The following is a 2,993-nucleotide window of genomic DNA, read 5'->3' on the forward strand; positions in this document are numbered from 1 at the left end:
CGCGCCCGCACAAGAAGGCAAGCTCAATTTCATCCTCGTCTGCGTCTTCATCGACATGCTGGGCATCGGCCTGGTGGTGCCCGTGCTGCCCATCCTGATCGGCGACTTTGTCAACGGCAAGGAGGCGCAAGCGTTCTGGTACGGCATCATGGCGGCCGTCTTCGGCTTGCTGCAGTTCATCTTCATGCCCATGCTGGGCGCCATCAGCGACCGCGTGGGACGCCGTCCCGTGCTGCTGTACTCGATGGCGGGCATGGGCATCAACTTCCTCGCCACGGCGCTGGCGCCGAACCTGGCCTGCCTGTTCATTGGCCGCGTCATCGGCGGCGTCTCGTCGGCCAGCATGTCGGTGGCGTCCGCGTATGCCTCCGACATCTCCACGCCGGACAACCGCGCCAAGAGTTTCGGCAAGATCGGCGCCGCCTTTGGCCTGGGCTTCATTTGCGGTCCCATGCTGGGCGGCCTGCTGGGCGACGTCAATCTGCACCTGCCCTTCTTCGTGGCGGCGGCACTGTCGGCCACCAATTTCATCTACGGCTATTTCTGCGTGCCCGAATCACTGCAGCCGGGTCCGCGCCCGCCCTTCACCCTGGCCCGCATCAATCCATTTGCCGCCCTGCTGAAACTGCTGCGCCGCCTGGACATCCGCGGCCTGGTGCTGGCCTTCGGCCTGATGACGTTTGCGCAAATGATGCTCAACACCACCTGGGTGCTGTACACGCATTTCCGCTTCGACTGGACGCCGCGCCAGAACGGCATCGCCCTGTTCTGCGTCGGCCTGTGCGCAGCCGTCGTACAGGCCGGCTTGCTGGGCATACTCATCAAGCGCCTGGGCGAAGTGCGTTTGTCGCTGCTGGGCATGGCCTCGGGCGCCATCACCTACCTGCTGTACGGCCTGGCCACGCAGGGCTGGATGATGTACGCCTTGATCCTGTGCAACCTGCTGGCCTTTGCCGCCGGCCCCGCCCTGCAAGGCATCATCTCCAAGGCGTCCGCCGCCAACGAGCAGGGAGAACTGATGGGTTCCCTGCAATCGATCAGCAGCCTGGGCATCATTATCATGCCCTTGCTCGGCAGCATGATCCTCGGCAAAGTGAGCCACTTGCCGGCGCAGGACTGGCGCATCGGCAGCACCTTCTATCTGTGCGCCATCATGCAAACCTTGGGCATCGTGGTGGCCTGGCGCTACTTCAAGGCACAGCGCCAGGCAAGACTTGCGGTTTCCACCACAAAGTAGTCGGCGGCATAACATTGCATTTGGGAAATAAATAGGCGAGAATGGGATAATCAAGCGGGCGTTGCCGACGCCCGCGATTCGATGGCAAGCAAGGATGGGTATGACTGACTTTTATTCCAGCGCCTGGCGCCGAACCGTGGCCATACTGGCGCTGGCGCTGCCGTCGCTGGGCAGCGCGCAATGCTCGCGCGACATTCAGGTGCCCGTCTCGGCCATCGGTGCCAGCGTGGTGATCAATGGCGCCAGCATCGGCGGCATCTATCCCGACTTGCTGCGCAGCATGGGGGCCAAACTCGGCTGCAATTTCATCTTCACGGCCGTGCCCCGCGCGCGCCTGGAAGCGATGTTCGAGACGGGCAAGGCCGACTTGCTGATGCCTGCCAGCAGCACATTGCGGCGCGACCAGCATGGCCTGTTCATCCCCATGCTGGGCAGCCGCCCGCTGCTGATCTCGCTGCAAGGCACGCGCGCGCCCATCAACACCATGCAGGAATTGCTCGAACGGCGAGAATTGCGCGTGGCGCTGGTGCGCGGCTACGACTATGGCTTGCCCTACCAGGCGCTGGCGAAGGAATTGAGCAGCCAGGGCCGCCTGTTCTACGAAGTCGACGCCCTCTCCGTGGCGCGCCTGATGCAAAGCGGCTTCATCGACGCCACCATCATGGCCCCCACCATCCTCACCGGCGTGGCGCAAAACGATGCGCGCGTGTACGGCCTGGCCGACCGCTTGCGCCTGGAAGCGCTGCCGGAATTGCCGTGGGGCATGAGCGGCGTCTACCTGTCACGCAAATCCCTGACGGCGGAAGACCAGGCAACCCTGCGCGAATTGCTGGACAAGGCGGGCCGCTCGGGCACCCTGATGGAAGGCTTTCAGCGCCATCACCGCCAGGAACTGTTGTCGCTCAGCATACGTCCGCGCTAAGACCTGCATGTCCGGTTTTGTCGTCGCCGTCGTTCTGTTTGCCGCCCTGTTACACGCCAGCTGGAATGCCATCGTCAAGTCGGGCAAGGATACCTTCCTCACGACCGTGCTGGTCTCCGTGGGCGCGGCCCTGATTTCGCTGGCCGCCCTGCCCTTTGTCGATGCGCCCGCGCCAGCCAGCTGGCCCTATCTGGCCGTCTCGGCCATGGCACAGCTGGCGTATTATTCCCTGCTGGCGGCCGCCTACAAGGCGGGCGACATGAGCCATGCCTATCCCCTGATGCGCGGCAGCGCGCCATTGCTCGTGGCGCTGGCCAGCTGGCCGCTGATCGGCGAACGTCTTTCTTCCATGCAGGTGGGCGCCGTTGCCTGCATTTGCGCCGGCATCTTCGGCCTGTATTTCGCCGCGCGCCTGCCCGCCACGGCTGGCACGGCAAAAAACACGGGACGCGCCACCGACTTCGCGCTGGGCAACGCCTGCGTCATCGCCAGCTATACCCTGATCGATGGCATCGGCGTGCGCCTGTCTGGCGCGCCGGCCGCCTACACCATGTGGATCTTTGTCCTGAACGGCTCGGGGCTATTGCTGTGGACGGCGCTGCGCCGCCCCGCCGACTTGCTGGCCTATGCGCAAACGCAATGGCGGCTGGCCGCCCTGGGCGGTATCGGCACGCTCGCTTCGTATGGCCTGGCCTTGTGGGCCATGACGCAGGCGCCCGTGGCCGCCATCGCGGCCCTGCGCGAAACGTCGATCCTGTTCGCCATCGCCATTGCGGCGCTATTCCTGCACGAAAAAATCAGCCCCCGCCGCTACCTGGCCATCGCCCTGATCGC

Annotated in this window: 3 protein-coding genes; all 3 read left to right on the forward strand. The window is 64.6% G+C overall.

All coding sequences use genetic code 11. The features are described from left to right. Positions 1-1,237 (forward strand): TCR/Tet family MFS transporter (locus tag K0F85_RS17085; protein WP_219117170.1); only part of this gene is annotated, 1,237 nt, incomplete at its 5' end. A 100-nt stretch (positions 1,238-1,337) separates the two neighbouring features. Next, positions 1,338-2,159, forward strand: coding sequence for an ABC transporter substrate-binding protein (locus K0F85_RS17090; protein ID WP_219117171.1), 822 nt, complete (start codon positions 1,338-1,340; stop codon positions 2,157-2,159). A 7-nt stretch (positions 2,160-2,166) separates the two neighbouring features. Further along, on the forward strand, positions 2,167-2,993 hold an 827-nt coding region (locus K0F85_RS17095; protein WP_219117264.1), incomplete at its 3' end, for a DMT family transporter.

The organism is Janthinobacterium sp. UMAB-56 (assembly GCF_900095265.1).
In the GTDB taxonomy this organism is placed as follows: domain Bacteria; phylum Pseudomonadota; class Gammaproteobacteria; order Burkholderiales; family Burkholderiaceae_D; genus Janthinobacterium.